This is a genomic window from Hymenobacter coccineus (assembly GCF_001816125.1).
Lineage (GTDB): Bacteria > Bacteroidota > Bacteroidia > Cytophagales > Hymenobacteraceae > Hymenobacter > Hymenobacter coccineus.
Window position 1 is genome coordinate 1 of record NZ_MDZA01000023.1, and the last position, 16,349, is coordinate 16,349.

Below are 16,349 nucleotides of genomic sequence, written 5' to 3' on the forward strand. Positions count from 1 at the left end.
GCCGGCGTGGTCGGCGGGGGCGGGCACGTGGCCGCAGGTGGCGCAGGCCCGCTGGCCCCGGGCGGGCCCTTCGGCGGCGGGCGGCGGCGCATCGGCGCGGGGCAGCACGCTCAGGCCGGGCTGGGGCGCGGGCAGCTTGTAGATGCTGAGGCGGCCATTGGATTCGAAGTACACGCGGCGCAGTTCCCCCAGCTGCGCAATGTTTTGGTTGCGCAGCTGGCTGAAGAGTTGCTCCTGCGAAAGGGCCTGGCGTTGCAGCGCGGGCAAGTCCAGGCAGCCGTCGCGCACCAACAAGGCCAGGTCGCCTTGCTGCACCAGCTCCACCGCCCGGTACTTGAACGCCAGCCAGTTGCTGAGGCGGTGCATGGCCAGCACCGCCACCAGCACCACCACGCTGGGCAGCAGCCCAGCGGTCGGAATTTGCATGGGGCCCGCAATAATGGCCCCCAGCGTCAGCACCACGGCCAACTCGCTGACCGACATTTGGCCCTTCATGCGCCGGCCCAGCAGCCGAATAATCACCAGCATGACCAGGAAAAGCACCAGCGCCCGGAGGGCCACTTCCCCCGTGAACGACGGCGGGGCCATGCCGAACACCCAGCGGTGCCAGTCGCTGAAAACAATATCCTCTTTTTTCATAAAGCCTGCGCCCAAATGCTACACATGCACGCCCCTAAACGTCGCGGTTTGGGCCCAAGTTGCAGCAGAAAAGCGAGCAAAAGCGCCTGTTTCCCGCGCCTTATTTTCTATGTTTCAGTAGATAAGTCGCAAATGAGCCCCTACGGTGCACGTTAAATTGCCCACTTCAGTACCCGGCCTGGGCGGTTTTGCGGCGTTTTTGGGCCAGCCTTCTGCTTTACGTCCGCGCAGCCAGCCAGGCATTGGCCGCCCCCTCGTCCACAAAGCGGGCAAACTGCACCAGACTGCCCGGCGCGGGGCCCTGGTGCGCTGCGGGCAGGCTTTGGAGGTAATCGGGCAGCACCAGGAAACACACGTTCAGCGGGGCCCCCAGCGCCCGCTGCACCTCGGGCAAAAACGCAGTTGTGACCCATTCGGGGCCGTTGAGGCTGCGGTTGGTGCGGCGGCGCGAATCGATGAGCCAGTGGCCGCAGCCGTGGTGCAGCGCGGCCTCGCGCAGGGCCCCGTAGCCGGCGTGCAGCTCGGCCTCCGTCACCGAGCGCAGCCAGCGGCCGGTGAGCTGGCCGAGGTCGGGGCGGAAAACCACTTGCAGGCAGGGGGTGGAAAATGGGTCGGGGAGCATGGCGCGGGTGGGAACGCAAACAAGGGATTGGCCGGTGCTAAAGCTACGCCGCCGCGCCGGCCAACGGGCGGGGGCGCCAACGGGCGCGGCCGTATTTTTAGAAGTAGGCGGCTCCAGGGCCCCGCCAACGGCCAACGGGCCCGGCTAAGGGCCGCGGCGGGGCCCCCGGCGGGCCGCTGCCGGGGCCCACCGCGGGGCAGCCTCGCCTTTTTCTAAGCGCTATTTACCAAAAAACAATGCAAAAATTCTCTTTCCCCGGCGCAAATGCCTTTGCCAAAACCGGGCTACTGCTGGCCGCGCTGCTGGGCGCGAGCACGGCGCGGGCCCAAAAGTTCACCCAGCTCGCCCAAACCCCGCCCATGGGCTGGAACAGCTGGAACAAGTTTGCCTGCGACGTGGACGAGCAGAAAATTCGCGAAGTGGCCGACGCCATGGCCGCCAACGGCATGAAGGCCGCCGGCTACGAGTACATCGTGATTGACGACTGCTGGCACGGCACGCGCGACACGCTGGGCTTCATTCGGCCCGACGCCAAGCGCTTCCCGAGCGGCATGAAGGCGCTGGTGGACTACGTGCACGGCAAGGGCCTTAAGTTCGGCATTTACTCCGACGCGGGCAGCAAAACCTGCGGCGGCCGCCCCGGCAGCCGCGGCCACGAGTACCAGGACGCCACCACCTACGCCCAGTGGGGCGTCGATTACCTGAAGTACGACTGGTGCGCCACCGAGGGCCTCAAAGCCGAGGGCGCCTACACCACCATGCGCGACGCGTTAGGCCGCGCCGGCCACCCCGTGGTGTTCAGCATGTGCGAGTGGGGCACGGCCAAGCCCTGGCTTTGGGCTCAGAACGTGGGCCACCTCTGGCGCACCACCGGCGACATCTACAACTGCTGGGATTGCCTCCACGACAACGGCGGCGATTCGAAATCCTACGGCGTGCTGCGCATTGTTGACATGCAGGACGGCCTGCGCCAATACGCGGGCCCCAGCCACTGGAACGACCCCGACATGCTGGAGGTCGGCAACGGCAAGCTGACGCCCGGCGAAGACCGCGCCCACTTTGCCATGTGGTGCATGCTGGCCGCCCCGCTCATTGCCGGCAACGACTTGCGCCAAATGAACCCGCAGACGCTAAAACTCCTCACTAATAAGGATCTGATTGCCGTCGACCAGGACCCGCTGGGCGTGCAGGGCTTCCGGCTGACGACCAAGGACAGCGTGGACACCTGGGTGAAGCCCCTGGCGGACGGCGATTGGGCCGTGTGCTTCCTCAACCGCGCCAAGGGGCCCCGGGCCGCTACCTTCGACTGGCAAACGCAGCCCGTGCACGACGAAGTGGCCAAGCGCGACCTGAACGCCGGCCGCACCCGCTACAAAATCCGTAACCTGGCCACCGGCCAAGCCCAAGGCACCACCGCCAAGCCGTTCCGGGCCCCCGTGCCGGGCCACGACGTGGTGATGCTGCGCCTGACCAACTAGCCCCGCCTGCCCGGGCGGCGGGGGTCCCACCGCTCCTTTTACCTCTGATGACTAGCACGTTTCCCTTCGAAGTCGCCGCCGCCAAAACGACCGCCAATCCCGCCCGCCAGTTCGCCATCGTGGCCCACGCCGGCAAGCTCGAAGACTACCACGACCTCTTTGAGGACTTTGGCTTCGTGGGCAGCGGCGCCTCGTGGCGCGAACACCTGGAAACCATCATCGAAGAATTCCAGCCCGAATTGCTCGACCACCTGGAATTTGACGAAACCGGCGACACGTTCCTGGCCTACGCCGACAGCCCCGCCACGGTGCGCGACTTCCTGACCTGCGTGCAGCCCTACTTCGGTGACCTCGCCAAACTAGAGAAATACTTCCAGCAAACCGACCCGGAAGACTTCTTCCAATAGGGCCCCGGGGCCCTGGAAGCTATTTAAGAAGGCGTTTGTCATTCCGACGCAGGAGGAATCTGAGGACTATCGTTAACTGATTTGACCCAGATTCCTCCTGCGTCGGAATGGCAATTTTACGCCTAGTAAGATGGGCCCCTAGTCCCGAAACGGCTTGGCCCCGATGGGCATTTTGAAGAGCTGCACCGGGAAGGCTACCGTCTGCACGCCCTTCTGCTGACCGGCGGTGCGGTTGATTTGCGCGGCCGGAATCCAGAGGTTACCGGCGTGGTCAATCCACAAAGCATCGGCCCAAATCAGGCGCGGGTCTTGCACCAGCACGCTGCTTTGGCCGGCGGGCGTCACCTTCAGGATGCGCTTTTCGTTGGCGTCGGTCACGTACAGGTTGCCGGCGGCGTCGATGGTGGTGCCGCCGGTGGTGGGCGAATTGAAGAAGTACGCCACCTTCTTCGCCAGGTCTTCCGACTTAATGTTGGCGTCATCCAAATACTGGGTTTCCAAGCGGTACATGGGGCCCGCGGCGCTCTGAAAATAGTAGTATTTGCCGTCGGGCGACACTTCCATCTGGTCGGCGTGCAGGGCCACGTCGTCGCCGTTGGGCTTCACCATTTTCTTGCCCTCGCCCATCATCGGGCGGCGGGCGGTGGTGGTCGTGTCGTCTTCGAGCAAGCGGCGGCCCTGGCCGGTTTTCTGGTTGAGCACGATCAGGCCCGGGGCCCCAGCGTCGGTCACGTAAATCATATCGCCGTGGAAGCGCAAGTCGTCCACGAAGCTCTTCTTCTTGACGTACTTATCGAGCGGAATGGACTTCAACAACTGGTTGGTTTTGATGTCGAACGCCAGCAGCTTGGGGCCGTGCGCCACCGGCGCGGCGTCCGACTTGGGCGTGCCCGTATCTACCACCCACAAATTGCCGTCGGGCCCGAAGCGCAGCGAGTTGGCCCGCACGAACTTGCTGGCCGCCGCGGGGTCCTTGGGGCCCCAGCTATTCCACACGCGGTTGGGGAAAGCCTGCACCGTACCGTCGGCCTGCAGCTCGCCGATGCGCGTGCCCCGGTCGCCCTCGTTGTGCGGGAAAAGCACAAATTTCCGGTCGTCATCCGACACCGCCACGCCGTTCCAAATCGTGTCGGACGAAGCCACCGCCACTAGGCTTTTGGCGCTTTCGGAGGTAGGCACAGCGGGCGGCGCAGCCGTGGTCACCTTCTCCGGCTTGTCGGGCTTGGAATCGGTGCTGCAAGCGGCCAGCGCGAGAAATGCAGCGGCAGAGAGAATGGCGGAGTAGCGCATGGAAGGATTAAGTAGAACTTTCCTTACACGGCAGATTGAGCATGGGGTTGCCGGGTTTTTTAGGTGCGTGCCGAGTCAACTTCATCGCCAAGCCGACCAAGGTTCATTTAGGGCCCCAACGCGGATAACCTGTCGCTGGCCGCAGTTTAGCGCGCAGCGCGTAACTGCTGGCTGCCTAATGGGGTGAGTTTGTAACTCACGGCTGCGCAGCGGCCCGGCGATTTGGGCGAAACGGCCTTTTACCTTTGCGAGTTACAAACTCACCCCATTAGGCAGCCAGCAGTTGCGCGCTGCGCACCAAACTGCGGCCAGTGCCTAATCTTAGCCGAATAATATTTTCAAAAAATATCACGTAGCCAGGAAGCAAAGCCACACTGGTTTCCCAGGCCATGTCATCAGGCTCAACAAATTGATTAGTCAGGCCAGCCGCCGATTTGTAGCCCAAGCCGAGTAAACGCTGCTACCATATGAACGCCATCAAGCCCATCCGCACCGAAGCTGACTACCGCGCCGCCTTGGCTCGCGTAGAGCACATTTTTCAAGCCCAGCCCGGCAACCCAGAATTTGACGAATTAGACGTGTTGGCTACGCTGATTGAGGCATATGAAGCCCGCCACTACCCCATTCCCGACCCGACCCCATCGAGTACATCAAGTACAAAATGGCCGAACAGGGCTTGTGCCAGCGCGACCTCGCCGCGTGGCTGGGCGGCGAGAGCCGGGTAAGCGAAATCCTAAACCGCAAGCGCAAGCTCACCGCTAAAATGATGAAGGCCCTGCACCAGCGTTTGGGCTTATCAGCGGAGGTACTGCTGGCCGCGGCTTAAGAAATTATGGACCAGTATTTTCCCTTCAGTGTAACGTTCGTCAACGGCGCACGTCATGGTTCGCCAGAGCAGATGTACCAAATTCTGGTTGACTTTGGATCACCAGATCTATCCGCTTATAAATCACTATTTGAGAAATACAGCCCATCCGAAGGGCTAATTTCACTGGTAGATGTCGTAACGCTAATTATAGAAGGCAACGCCCCGGATCTACTTGACCATATGGACTTTGATGAGGAAGGCTACTTATTAGATATGTACGCCGACAGCGAAATGGCTGTGCAAGAATTCGCTTCGGTAGTCTGTGCTGCGTTTCAAGACATTGAAGAGTTAGGGCGGTACGTTCGCAAAATAGCTGACCAATAGTTCTGCACTAAATACCTCGCGGCTTTTGGCCACTCATTTCCCTTTTTCGTTGTTACCAAGCCACGAAATCAATCCGCTTTCTTTTGACTGAAACTACCCTCCCCCCCACCGACCCTTACGCCATCGAGAAAGAGCTCCGCCAGGTGCAGGCGCTGATGAAGCTGGAGCAGCAGGAAGACCTGGTGCAATTCAAGCTCAAAAACGCCAAGGCCAGCATCCAGGAGCGCCAGCAGCGGGGCCTCACCTGGTACCCGGTTACCATCACCCAGGAAGACATTGGCTTCGGCGGCAAGGTGGTGCTGGAGCTGGAGCGCCCCGCCGGACAGCAGGGCCTACACTTGTTCCAGGTGGGCAAAAACGCCTCGCTGTTTGGCAACGTGGCCGGGCGCGCGGCCACCGACCGCCCCACCCTCAACGGCGTGATTACCAGCGTGCGGCGCAACAAACTGCTGCTGGCCACCACCAAGGAAGACCTGCCCGACTGGGTGACCGAGGGCCACAAGCTGGGCATCGACCTCACCTTCGACGAGGTGAGCTACCGCGAGATGGACTTCGCCCTGGGCAAGGTGATGGGGGCCTACGGCGACCGCCTGGCCGAGCTGCGCGACATCCTGCTGGGCGCCAAGCCCGCCCGCTTCCGCGCCGAAAAGCCCGACGATATTTTTTACCCCAGCCCGCTCAACGACTCGCAGCAGGCAGCCGTGCGCCACGTGCTAGCGGCCCACGACGTGGCCATCGTGCACGGCCCCCCCGGCACGGGCAAAACCACCACGCTGGTGCAGGCCATCCTGGAAACCATCCGGCGCGAGCGGCGGGTGCTGGTCTGCGCGCCCAGCAACACGGCGGTGGATTTGCTGACCGAAAAGCTGGCCGAGCGCGGCGTCAACGTCATCCGCATGGGCAACCCCTCGCGGGTGTCGGACCTACTGCTCGAGCACACGCTCGACGCGCAGGTGATGGCCCACAAGAGCTACAACGAGCTGCGCAGCATGCGCCAAACTGCCGAGCAGTACCGCGAAACGGCCAGCAAGCACGTGCGCAACTACGGCTACGAGGAGATGCAGCAGCGCCGGATGCTGAAGGAGGAGGCCAAAATGCTGCACCAGGCTGCCGACGACCTGGAGCGCTACATCACCGAGGACCTCCTGGAGCAGGTGCAGGTGATAACGTGCACGCTGGTCGGGGCGTCCAACCGCAACATTCGCCACCTCACCTACGAAACGGTGTTCATCGACGAGGCCGCCCAGGCCCTGGAGCCGGGCTGCTGGATTCCCATCAGCAAGGCCCAGCGCGTGGTGCTGGCCGGCGACCACCACCAGCTGCCGCCCACGGTGAAGAGCGAGAAAGCCGGGGCCCTGCGCGAAACGCTGTTCGAGAAAGCCATTAAGCGCCAGCCCGCCGCCGCCCGGATGCTGACGGTGCAGTACCGCATGCACGAGCAGATCATGCAGTTCAGCTCCGACGAGTTTTACGACGGCCAGCTGACGGCCTACAGCACCGTACGCCACGCCGGCCTGGAGGACTACGACCTACGCTTCGCCCCCGACCTGCCGGTGGAATTCCTCGACACGGCCGGCTTCGGCTTCACCGAAATCACCATCCCCGAAAGCCGCTCCACAGCCAACCCCGAAGAGGCCGACTTGCTGCTCAAGCGCCTCGGCCAGTTGCTGGAGCCCTACGACCCCGCTGACCACGAAGACGACTTGCTCAGCATCGGCGTGATTGCCCCATACCGCGCCCAAATCAACTACTTGAAGGATGCGGTGGAGGAAAACGACGAGCTGAACGGCCTCATGGCCCACCGCATGCTCAGCATCGGCACCGTCGACTCGTTCCAGGGCCAGGAGCGCGACATCATCGCCATCAGCCTCACGCGCAGCAACACGCACGGCGAAATCGGCTTCCTCAGCGACGTGCGCCGCATGAACGTGGGCATGACCCGCGCCCGCCGCAAGCTGCTGCTCGTGGGCGACTCCAGTACGCTCAGTGCCAACCCGTTCTTCAAGCGCCTGCTGGCCTACATCGAAAGCATCGGCGGCTACCGCACCGCCTGGGAGCTGGCGTAAGTGCCTGCTATGCCAGCGATTCAACTAAATAGTAGTTGTTAACCCGCCATTCACTCCCCAACGACGGCAGCCACTGTCACAACTGAATAAACCAAAAGCGCCCCCACGTGAATTATCACGTGGGGGCGCTTTTGTGTTGCTGTCCGGGTTAGGAAGCTGTTGTAAATGCTCGCAGGCTATTTTCTAAAATGCTTAAAAAAAGCTGACAGCAAAAGTTATCGGCTCAGCAATTGGAAAGGTCTACTGGGGTAGCAGAACCTTATTGATTACGTGCGTCACGCCATTGCTTGATTTCACATCAGCCTTAACAACGGTGGCACCGTTTACCGTTACAGTGGTACCTGCAACACTAACCTTCAGTTTTTTACCATCAACAGTGGTCAACTCCTGGCCATCCTTCAAATCGGCAGCCATCACGTTGCCCGGCACGACGTGGTACGTCAGGATGCTGGCCAGATTTGCCTTATTCTCGGGCTTCAACAGGTTGTCCAGCGTGCCGGCGGGCAAAGCGTCGAAAGCTTCGTTGGTAGGGGCGAATACCGTGTAAGGACCGCCGCTAGTAGCCTTATCGGCCAGGCCAGAGGCTTTCAGGGCGGCGGTGAGGGTGCTCATTTGCGGCACGGCGGTGGCATTTTCGGCCAGGTTTTTTCCGCTTGTATTATCCATGGCCATCGTGTTATCGCCATTCGTGGCCGGGGCGGTAGTCGTTGCCGTGGAATCCGTCGTTGCTGCGTCGGTGGTAGCGGTGGTGCTGGAGCAACCCACGCTGCCAAATGCCAGGGCCGAGGCGACAAATACGCTGGCCAAAGTGCGAAGTGAGGAGTTTGCTGAAGTCATTTTGATGTAGGAAAAGTGAAGTTTTTAGTTGACGGATTTATAAAACGGAGCACGGGACGTATTGTTTAAAAATTTATTTCCGGTGCAGCCCATATGAAATCCAGCCACTTGCCGAATTGCAACAACCAAGGGAAGCAAGATTAGAAAAAATCGCTGGCAGGCAATCAGTCATTACGGTGCGCAACATTGCCGAATCAGTGGCCTACTTATGGCAGGTCAATATATGATTCCGTGTGCGGCGCATCCGACTTCGTGTTCACGAAGTGCTTCACCGGGTTATCGTAGTTGGAAATGTAGAGGCGCTTGCCTTTGAGCAGCACCTCGGCGGGCTGGTCAATTTTGCCGCCGGCGCCGTCGGTGTCGGGGTTTTGGGCCAGCGTGCTCACGCTGTTGTCCTTTAAGTTGATGACGAAAATGGCGTTTTGCCGGGCCCCCGTTACGTAGGCTTTATCGGTGGCGCGGTCAATTACGAGGCCATCGATGCAGGTGATTTTGTCGCCGGTCAGGGCCACGGCCTCCTGCTTAGCGTAGGTGCCATCGGGCTTGAGGCTCACTTTGTAGAAGCTGCCGTCGCCGAACGAGCCGGTGTAGATGTTGCCTTGGCTATCGTAGTCGAGGCCATCGGCGCCGTTGTCCACGCCGGTTTCGTTCACCACGGTCGTGAACATGGCCAGCACGTGCGGGTCCTTGGTTTTGGGCTTGAGGTGCAGGGGGCCCCCGGGCTTCTTCAGCTCGTCAAGGGTGAAGCGCATGATGGCGCTACCCTTGCTGTTGCCGGGCATATCCCACTGGCTATCCGTAACATACAGGGCATTGCCCTTCCACACCACGCCGTTGGCCAGCGCGAAGCTGTCCACCACGGTTTCGATGGTGCCGGGCTGGCCGTTTTTCATGTTGATGCGCATGAGGCGCGACACGTATTTCTTGCTGTTTTCGTACTGGTTTTCGGCGTAGTACACGTTGCCGTCGGGGCCGAAAGCCAGGTCCATCGGGGCGGCTTTTTTGGTGGTGGGCTCCACGGGCAGCTTAGGAGCAAAAGGCTTGTAGGTATTGCCCACAATCTCAACAATGGATGCTGGCTTACTATTGTCGGCCAGGTTGGGAACGGAGAGCAGCAGGCGGCCGCCGGGGCCCAAGGCAAGGCCGTCGGGCGTGTTATGCGAATCGGGCAGCGTAAACAATAGCTGCGGGTTGCCAATGGTGGTGACCGAGCCGGCGGGCACGCCCATCGTGTCGGCCGGGGCCGTTTTCAGGGCTGCCGAATCGGTTTGCACCACGGCTTCTTTATTCACGGCCTGGTCCTGGGTTCGGGGCGGGTTGGACTGGCAGGCGGGCAGCAGCGCGCCGCCCAGCAGCAGGGCCGCCAGCGAGTTACGGGTTGATTGGGACATCGAAAAGAGTGGGTAAGGCGTGGCGTTGGGCTTCCTTAGAATATAAGGGGCGGTACGCACGGTGCTGGGGCCGGGTTGTTGGCCGGCAGCGGGCGGGCGGCCCGGTGCTGCGCTAGCGTTGAGGCTGGAAAAACATTACTAAAAATTTATTGCGTTCACAGGCTCCTCCCTAGCGTGCGTCGATGGTTTGAGGGTCAGCGCAAAACCTAGAATACCACTTCCACGGGCAGACACACGGAGTAAAATAGCACACTAACTACTTAGCTAAAAAGTGCGTTGACTGGGCGTAAGACCCTAATTAATCCTCTTTTCATGAGCGACAAACCCATAGCCAAGCAGAACCATGAAGACGTGGTGAGCAATCCCAAAACGGATGAGCTGGCCCAAAACCGCAGCGACGGTTACGGCCAAAAATTGACCACCAACCAGGGCCTGCGCGTCAACGACGACCAGAACTCGCTGAAAGCCGAGGAGCGGGGCCCCACCCTGCTGGAAGATTTCATCCTGCGCGAGAAAATCCACCATTTTGACCACGAGCGCATCCCCGAGCGCGTAATTCACGCCCGCGGCGTGGGGGCCCACGGCTACTTTGAAGCCTATGACAACGCCGCCGCGCTGACCAAGGCGCACTTCCTGCAGCCGGGCGTGAAAACACCCATCTTCACGCGCTTCTCCACCGTGGTGGGCTCGCGCGGGGCCACCGACATGGCCCGCGACGTGCGCGGCTTTGCCGTGAAGTTTTACACCCAGGAGGGCGTGTACGATTTCGTGGGCAACAACATGCCGGTGTTCTTTATCCAGGATGCCTTGAAGTTTCCCGACTTCATCCACGCCGTGAAGCCGGAACCGCACAACGAAATTCCGCAGGCCGCTTCGGCCCACGACACGTTTTGGGACTTTATTTCCGTCACGCCCGAATCCATGCACATGGTGCTGTGGGCGATGAGCGACCGCGGCCTGCCCCGCAACCTGCGCACGATGGAGGGCTTCAACGTGCACACCTACCGCTTCATTGACGCGGCCGGTAAGTCGCGCTTTGTGAAAATGCACTGGAAGCCGCTGCAAGGCGTGCGCTCGGCGGTGTGGGAGGAAGCCCAGCAGATTTCGGGCAAAGACCCCGACTTCCACCGCCGCGACCTCTACAACTCCATTGAGATGGGGGCCTACCCCGAGTGGGAATTGGGCGTGCAGGTGGTGGAGGAAGAGGACGAGATGAAGTTTGGCTTCGACATCCTCGACGCCACCAAACTCATTCCGGAAGAATTGGTGCCGGTGCAGAAAATCGGCAAAATGGTGCTTAACCGCAACGTGGACAACTACTTTGCCGAAACCGAGCAGGTGGCCTTCTGCCTCAGCCACGTGGTGCCGGGCATCGATTTCAGCAACGACCCGCTGCTCCAGGGCCGCCTGTTTTCGTACCTCGACACCCAGCTCAAGCGCCTGGGCAGCGTCAACTTCCACGAAATTCCCATCAACCGCTCGCTGGCTCCGGTGGTCAACAACCAGCGCGACGGCCACATGCGCCAAACCATCAACAAGGGCCAAACCAGCTACTCGCCCAACCTGCTCAACGACGAGTTTCCGAAGCAGGCCAAGCAATCGGAAGGCGGTTTTGTGAGCCACTACGAGCGCGTGGACGGCCACAAGATCCGCATGCGCAGCAAGAGCTTTGTGGACCACTACACCCAGGCCAAGCTGTTCTGGAACAGCCAGTCAGAAGCCGAGCAGATGCACCTCGTCAAGGCCATCCGCTTCGAGTTGGGCCATGTTAACAAGGAATCCGTGCGCATGCGCGTGCTGGTGCAACTGTCGCAGATTGACGCCACCCTGGCCCACCTCGTGGCCGAAGGATTGGGCTTGGAAGTGCCCTCGGCCGACGGCGTGCAGCTGAACTACGGCGTGGGTGCTGACACCAACCCCGCCGACTTCACCTCCCAGCCCGCCAAGGGTGACGTGGGGCGCTCGGCGGCCCTGAGCATGACTCCCGACAGCCCGGCCAACGCCGGCAAAACCGACATCAAAACCCGCCAAATCGCCATCCTGGCTACCGACGGGGCCGACGTGACCGCCATCGGCGACCTCATGAAAACGCTGATGGACGAGGGGGCCCAAACGGCCATCGTCGCCAACCGCCTGGGCAAGCTCAAGGGGGCCGACGGTGCGGAACTGCTGATTGACTGGACGTTCCAGAGCACGTCGTCGGTGCTGTTCGACGCCGTGTACGTGGCCGACGGGGCCGCCAGCGCGCAGCGCTTGGCCAACGATGCCGATGCCGTGCGCTTCGTGGCCGAAGCCTTCCGCCACTGCAAGCCCATTGCCGCTGCCGGCGAGGGCGTGAAAGTGCTCGAAGCCGCCGCCCACCCCGGTGCGATGGACATTTTGGACGCCGATGGCGTGCTGGCTGGCCGCAACGGCCACGCTGCTAGCCTGGTACCGGACTTCATCAAGGCCATTGCCCAGCACCGCTTCTGGAGCCGTGAGCTGAAAGTGTGGCGGCGCGAGCTGGAGGCCATGCCCGCTTAAAGCCCCGTTTTTTCGCATGCTGTTCCCCGCGCTGGCCTGGCCGGCGCGGGGAATTTTTTGCCCCGCTCGGGGCCCCGGCACGGTGCGACCGGGCGAGCTTGCCTTTCTTTGCAGCCCCGTCCGGCGGACGGCTTTTATTCTCTTCCTACCCCCCTTCCCAATGGCTGCCATCTCCCCCAACCAAGTCGTCACCATCACCTACGACCTGAGCGTGACCGACGAAAACCAAGAAAAAGTACTGGTCGAATCGGCCGAGGCCGACGCGCCCATGGTGTTCATTTACGGCCAGAGCGGCCTGCCCGAAGAGTTCGAGCGCCAGCTCGACGGCAAGAACGCCGGGGATGCGTTCCAGTTCAGCCTCACCCCCGAGCAGGCCTACGGCGAGTACGACGAGCAGGCGCTGGTCGAAATCCCGAAGGATGTGTTCATGATCGACGGCAAGCTCGACGAAGAGATGCTGCAAGAGGGCAACTTCCTGCCCATGGCCGACAACGAGGGCAACCACATGCAGGCCAAGGTGATCAGCATCGGCGAAACCGCCGTGCAGATGGATTTCAACCACCCTCTGGCCGGCATGGTGATGCACTTCGACGGCAAAGTGGCCGACGTGCGCCCCGCCACCGCCGAGGAGCTGGCCCACGGCCACGTGCACGGCGAAGGCGGCCACCAGCACTAATCACCCTCTGGGGCCCCTAGGGCCCCCAATGCTGCGTAACGAGCGGCTCGCCAGTGGCGGGCCGCTCGTTGGTTTTTAAGCGCCGCTGGGCGCGCCTGGGGCCCCGGGGTAGCCGGCCGCGGCAAAGGCCTGCAACTCCGGGAAAAACGCCTGGAAATCAGCTTCGTAGGCGGCGTAGTTGGCCACCAGCTCGGCACCGCCCCGTTCCAGGCCCGAGCCGGGCGAGGCGCGGCGGCTGAGGCCGGCCAGGGCCCGGGCTACGCCTGCCACTTCGGCGTAGTGGCCCAGCCAATCGTGCTGCACCAGGTGTGGAAAAAACTGCTGCACCCGGGTCGGAAACTCGGCCTGCCGGGCCCCCAGCTGGGCGTACACGCGGCGGGTGAAATCGGGCAGCGGCTCGGCCGAGTAATCGGCGAAGTTGCGGGCCAGGAAGTGGTCGAAAAACACGTCGCTCACCACGCCCGCGTACTTGCCGTGGCCGGCCAGGCGCAGGCGGGCCGTGGCGCGCCGCACCACCGGGTGCTGGTCGGTAAACGTGTCGATGGCGCGGTGCTGGCGGATGCCGGCCTGCACGCCGGGCGCGTGGGCGTAGACTTCGAGGCGGCGGCCGGGCACGGCATCGGCCACGAACTGGCCCACGAGGCGGTCGGCGTAGGCGGGGGCGCCGGGCGGGCCGGCGAGGAAAAGGTGGGCCAGAAAATTCATTGGAGGGCGGAAGATAGGGCCCCGCGGGGCCCCGGCGCCAACCCCGGCGGGCCGGGGCCCGTACAGAGAAGCCCGGCCCCACTGGCCGGTTTCCTTCCTAATTTTTCCTTCCCATGTCCGATTCGAAAACGCCCGTCACCAACGACCTGAACAAGCTGTTCGATAAGATCAAGGATGTGCGCATGGCCATGCTCACCACTTTTGATGAGCAAAACAACCTGCACAGCCGCCCGATGGCCACCATTCGGCCCGAGGCCGACGGCTCGCTCCTCTTCCTCACCGATGCCCACTCGGCCAAGGTGTATGAGCTCAATAAAGACAGCAAAGTGAACCTAAGCTACGCCGACCCGTCGACCAACGTGTACGTGTCGGTATCGGGCACGGCCAACGCCTACCGCGACGCGGCCAAGGCGGCCGAGCTGTACACCGAGCCGATGCGCGCCTGGTTCCCGCAGGGCAAAGACGACCCGAACATCATGATCCTGAAGGTGACTATCACCCAGGGCGAGTACTGGGACACGCCCAGCAGCGTGCTCAGCCAGGCCTTTGGCTACGCCCGCGCCGTGGTAACGGGCGAGGCCAGCAAGGACGACGACGTGAACCAGCACGCCCAGGTAGTAGTAAAATAAGCGCCGGGCCCGGAACACCCGGGGCCTCGTTTGTTTAGGAAGGGCCGGAAGTTGATTCCGGCCCTTTTTTGTGTCTTCTCAGCGCCGGATTTCCGCCGGCCCACGCCCCTCCGCCTTGCCCCTTACCACGCTTTCCCTCATCACGTTGCAGCCCGGCCATGCCCGTTGGGCCCTGGCCCAGATGGGCACCGCTCCGCCGCAGCTGCGGCGCGTGGCGGGGCTGCGCTTCGCCAAGCTGCTGGGCAGCGGGGCGGGCGGCTTCGGGGCTTTGCCCAACCTACACCGCTATGGCCTGATGGCCGTGTGGGACGACGCCACGGCGGCCGCCACTTTCTTCGCCCAGCACCCGCTCTGGCAGGCCTACCAAACCCGCGCCGCTGAAACCTGGACGGCCCACCTGGGGCCCCTCAAAGCGCACGGCCTCTGGGACGGCGCCACTCCGTTTGACTACCCCGCCGACGCCTCTGGCAGTGCCGCCGCCACCGGGGGCCCCGTGGCCGTGCTCACCCGCGCCAGCATCCGGTGGTGGAAAACGCCCCGCTTCTGGCGCTACGTGGCCCCCACGAGCGCGGCCGTGGCGGGGGCCCCCGGCGTGGCCCTGGCCATCGGGCTGGGCGAGCTGCCGGTGGTGCGCCAGGCCACGTTCAGCGTGTGGCGCTCGGCGGCGGCCATGCAGCAGTACGCCTACCACGACGCCCGCCACCGCGAAGCCATGCGCCTCACCCGCCAGGAAAACTGGTACTCCGAGGAGCTATTCGCCCGCTTCCAGGTGCTATCCAGCGCCGGCACCGTGGACGGCCGCGACCCGCTGGCCGGGCTATTTGCGGCGGGGTAGGTTGCTGACGCTGACAGGAAAGTAACGAGGCTGCATTAGGCCGTCGTACTCATCTGGCTTCCTATTTTACTACAGCTTACGCAAAACGCTGCTTTACAGCCCCAGCGGGGCGACCCGTCGGCAGTAAATGGCTATGCACAATCGACAAAGCCCCAGCGGGGCGACCCGGACGGTTGGGTCGCCCCGCTGGGGCTTTGGTTTTGCTAGTCAATTTTTTGCTACCGATGGGCCGCCTCTCCGGGGCTGAGAGTGCGTAAGTCCAGTTTACCTGACGGCCTACTTTCATTCGTTGGCTTCTCTTCGCTTCAAAAAACCACGAGAAGCCTCACCGCCTCTTATTCACCGCTTCGTAGAACCATCCGGCCACGGCGGGCAACTGCGCGCGGCGGGCGCGCAGGGCGGGCCCCAGCTCGGCCGCTACGGTGGCGCGGGTTTCGGGCGGGCCCGCTTGCAGGGCCACGGCGATGGCCGCGTCGGTGAGGCGCTGGCGCAGTATGGCCGCTTCCTGCTGGTAGGCAGTGGCCGGCAAGCCGCGCAGCAGCAGCGTATCGAGCGGGCGGGCCGTGACGGCGAGGGCGGCCACGTTGGCCGCGCTGAGGCGGGGCCCGAAGCTTTGGTAGCGGGTGCGAAATTGCCCGATGAGCCACGGATAGAGGCCGTCGTCCATCTGAAAAAACGCCTGGTCGCGGTCACGCGGGATGGGCCGAAACTCGGGGGCCCCGGCACTGGGCTCCGTGGCCCATCGCCACTGGTCGGGGCGGCGGCTCCAGTCGCCGAGCCACACATCGAGCAGGCGGGCCCGCAAAAACGCCCGGGCCGTGGCCGGCGAAACGGGCCCCTGGCCCACGGCCGCCAGCATAACCGCCGAGCTTACGACCCGCGCCGAAGCCCCGAGGGTGGGCGCGTGGCGCTCATCGCCGTGGGGGGTGCTCTTCGAGCAGGTACAGGGCCCCGCCAAAGGTGGCGCGGAAGGGCCCCAGGGCGGGGTCGTCGGGCAGGTACACCAGGGCGTGGGTTGGTGTGCAGCACGCCAGCGGCTGGGCCAGCCGGGCGGCCACG

General features: G+C 62.9%; 17 protein-coding genes. 9 read left to right on the top strand and 8 right to left on the bottom strand.

All coding sequences use genetic code 11. The annotated features are described in order from the left end of the window. Both BEN49_RS02080 and BEN49_RS02085 read right to left on the bottom strand, forming a co-directional pair. A partial coding sequence (locus BEN49_RS02080; RefSeq protein ID WP_070740086.1) for a DUF421 domain-containing protein occupies positions 1-639 on the bottom strand: 639 nt, incomplete at its 3' end. Positions 640-856: 217 nt separating this feature from the next. Further along, positions 857-1,261: a hypothetical protein gene (locus BEN49_RS02085; protein WP_070740089.1), complete on the bottom strand. Its 405-nt coding sequence runs from the start codon at positions 1,259-1,261 to the stop codon at positions 857-859. A 236-nt stretch (positions 1,262-1,497) separates the two neighbouring features. On the opposite strand from BEN49_RS02085, the gene BEN49_RS02090 reads away from it, so the two are divergent. Together BEN49_RS02090 and BEN49_RS02095 are read left to right on the top strand one after the other, a co-directional pair. Further along, complete coding sequence (locus BEN49_RS02090) at positions 1,498-2,739, top strand: glycoside hydrolase family 27 protein (protein WP_083325685.1); 1,242 nt, start codon at positions 1,498-1,500, stop codon at positions 2,737-2,739. 47 nt (positions 2,740-2,786) lie between these two features. Further along, on the top strand, positions 2,787-3,146 hold the full coding sequence (locus tag BEN49_RS02095; protein ID WP_070740092.1) for an Imm51 family immunity protein: 360 nt from the start codon (positions 2,787-2,789) through the stop codon (positions 3,144-3,146). 138 nt (positions 3,147-3,284) lie between these two features. Here BEN49_RS02095 and BEN49_RS02100 read toward each other — a convergent pair whose 3' ends face one another. Together BEN49_RS02100 and BEN49_RS27500 are read right to left on the bottom strand one after the other, a co-directional pair. Next, positions 3,285-4,436, bottom strand: coding sequence for an SMP-30/gluconolactonase/LRE family protein (locus BEN49_RS02100; protein WP_083325686.1), 1,152 nt, complete (start codon positions 4,434-4,436; stop codon positions 3,285-3,287). A gap of 268 nt (positions 4,437-4,704) precedes the next feature. Beyond that, complete coding sequence (locus BEN49_RS27500; protein WP_158022721.1) at positions 4,705-4,881, bottom strand: hypothetical protein; 177 nt, start codon at positions 4,879-4,881, stop codon at positions 4,705-4,707. Positions 4,882-5,097: 216 nt separating this feature from the next. Here BEN49_RS27500 and BEN49_RS31145 point away from each other — a divergent pair, with 216 nt between their 5' ends. From BEN49_RS31145 to BEN49_RS02110, 3 genes are all read left to right on the top strand, one after another. Beyond that, positions 5,098-5,262, top strand: coding sequence for a helix-turn-helix domain-containing protein (locus BEN49_RS31145; RefSeq protein WP_239691774.1), 165 nt, complete (start codon positions 5,098-5,100; stop codon positions 5,260-5,262). Between the two features lie 6 nt (positions 5,263-5,268). Continuing rightward, positions 5,269-5,628 carry a hypothetical protein gene (locus tag BEN49_RS26505; protein WP_125916417.1) on the top strand — a complete coding sequence of 120 codons (360 nt, stop codon included), beginning with the start codon at positions 5,269-5,271 and terminating at the stop codon, positions 5,626-5,628. A gap of 83 nt (positions 5,629-5,711) precedes the next feature. Then, complete coding sequence (locus tag BEN49_RS02110) at positions 5,712-7,694, top strand: AAA domain-containing protein (protein ID WP_239691775.1); 1,983 nt, start codon at positions 5,712-5,714, stop codon at positions 7,692-7,694. A 240-nt stretch (positions 7,695-7,934) separates the two neighbouring features. On the opposite strand, the gene BEN49_RS02115 is transcribed toward BEN49_RS02110, so the two are convergent. Then, complete coding sequence (locus tag BEN49_RS02115; protein WP_239691776.1) at positions 7,935-8,501, bottom strand: fasciclin domain-containing protein; 567 nt, start codon at positions 8,499-8,501, stop codon at positions 7,935-7,937. Positions 8,502-8,737: 236 nt separating this feature from the next. Then, entirely contained in the window at positions 8,738-9,922 is a 1,185-nt protein-coding gene (locus BEN49_RS02125; RefSeq protein WP_070740101.1) for an SMP-30/gluconolactonase/LRE family protein, read from the bottom strand. Positions 9,923-10,234: 312 nt separating this feature from the next. Between BEN49_RS02125 and BEN49_RS02130 the strand changes: the two genes are divergently transcribed. Continuing rightward, on the top strand, positions 10,235-12,445 hold the full coding sequence (locus BEN49_RS02130) for a catalase (RefSeq protein ID WP_070740103.1): 2,211 nt from the start codon (positions 10,235-10,237) through the stop codon (positions 12,443-12,445). 160 nt (positions 12,446-12,605) lie between these two features. Then, entirely contained in the window at positions 12,606-13,121 is a 516-nt protein-coding gene (locus tag BEN49_RS02135) for an FKBP-type peptidyl-prolyl cis-trans isomerase (RefSeq protein ID WP_070740108.1), read from the top strand. Between the two features lie 75 nt (positions 13,122-13,196). Here BEN49_RS02135 and BEN49_RS02140 read toward each other — a convergent pair whose 3' ends face one another. Next, on the bottom strand, positions 13,197-13,826 hold the full coding sequence (locus BEN49_RS02140) for an acyl carrier protein phosphodiesterase (RefSeq protein WP_070740111.1): 630 nt from the start codon (positions 13,824-13,826) through the stop codon (positions 13,197-13,199). A 113-nt stretch (positions 13,827-13,939) separates the two neighbouring features. Between BEN49_RS02140 and BEN49_RS02145 the strand changes: the two genes are divergently transcribed. Further along, the gene (locus tag BEN49_RS02145; protein ID WP_070740114.1) at positions 13,940-14,455 is read left to right on the top strand and encodes a pyridoxamine 5'-phosphate oxidase family protein; all 516 of its coding nucleotides are present in this window, start codon (positions 13,940-13,942) and stop codon (positions 14,453-14,455) included. Between the two features lie 115 nt (positions 14,456-14,570). Beyond that, positions 14,571-15,290, top strand: a complete 720-nt coding sequence (locus BEN49_RS02150) for a spheroidene monooxygenase (RefSeq protein ID WP_239691777.1) — start codon at positions 14,571-14,573, stop codon at positions 15,288-15,290. A gap of 325 nt (positions 15,291-15,615) precedes the next feature. Here BEN49_RS02150 and BEN49_RS02155 read toward each other — a convergent pair whose 3' ends face one another. Next, a complete protein-coding gene (locus tag BEN49_RS02155) occupies positions 15,616-16,248 on the bottom strand; it encodes a hypothetical protein (protein ID WP_158022722.1) in 633 nt (210 codons plus the stop codon). Positions 16,249-16,349: the final 101 nt, after the last annotated feature.